We start from the raw sequence: 918 nt of genomic DNA, 5'->3' as shown, positions 1-918 counted from the left end.
GCTTTTTTTGCTTCGCAGGTCTTATCTTTTGCGAAAGTGTTACGCTTTTCCGCGTTTTTTCGTGCCGTTTAGGCAGTTTTCAATTTTCATGTGGAATTGAAGAAAACGATTTCTTCCAGTAATATTCATGATAAAATAGAAAGAAATAAGTGGATTCACGGTAAAAAATGGCGTATTGAAGATAGTTGAAAGCAGGTGAATTCGTGGGTAAGATTCTTGCCATTGCCAATCAAAAAGGCGGTGTAGGAAAAACGACAACTTCTGTCAGTCTAAGTGCGTGCCTTGCTTACATAGGGCAGAAAGTCTTAATGGTCGATATCGATCCGCAGGGAAATGCGACAAGCGGTGCAGGTATTGATAAAGCAGATGTCGAGCAGTGTATTTATGATGTATTGGTGGATGACGTAGAAGCCAGTACCGTCATCTTGGAAACAAAGGTGGAAAACTTATATGCCATACCTGCGACCATTCAACTTGCAGGTGCTGAAATCGAATTGGTACCAACGATATCAAGGGAAGTGCGCTTAAAAAGGGCATTGGAAGAGGTGCAAAGCGAATACGATTACATTGTGATCGACTGCCCTCCATCATTAGGTTTGCTCACACTTAATGCTTTGACGGCGGCTGATGCCGTTTTGATTCCCGTCCAATGTGAATATTATGCATTGGAGGGCTTAAGTCAACTCTTGAATACGGTCCGACTCGTGCAAAAGCATTTGAACCATGAGTTGAAAATCGAAGGTGTGCTATTGACGATGCTGGATGCAAGAACGAATTTAGGTCTCCAGGTCATTGAAGAAGTCAAAAAATACTTCCAGGATAAAGTATATCAAACGATCATACCCCGCAATGTGCGTTTGAGCGAGGCACCGAGCCATGGAGAACCAATCATCATTTATGATCCGAAATCACGTGGAG

General features: G+C 42.6%; 1 protein-coding gene. It reads left to right on the top strand.

Features of this window, described 5'->3' with window-relative positions; genetic code table 11:
* Positions 1 to 203: 203 nt before the first annotated feature.
* On the top strand, positions 204 to 918 hold a 715-nt coding region (locus CVN76_RS01200; protein WP_100530114.1), incomplete at its 3' end, for a ParA family protein.

Source organism: Bacillus sp. mrc49 (genome assembly GCF_002803435.1).
The sequence above is the reverse complement of the archived record's forward strand: the minus strand, read 5'-3'. Positions and strand labels throughout refer to the sequence as shown.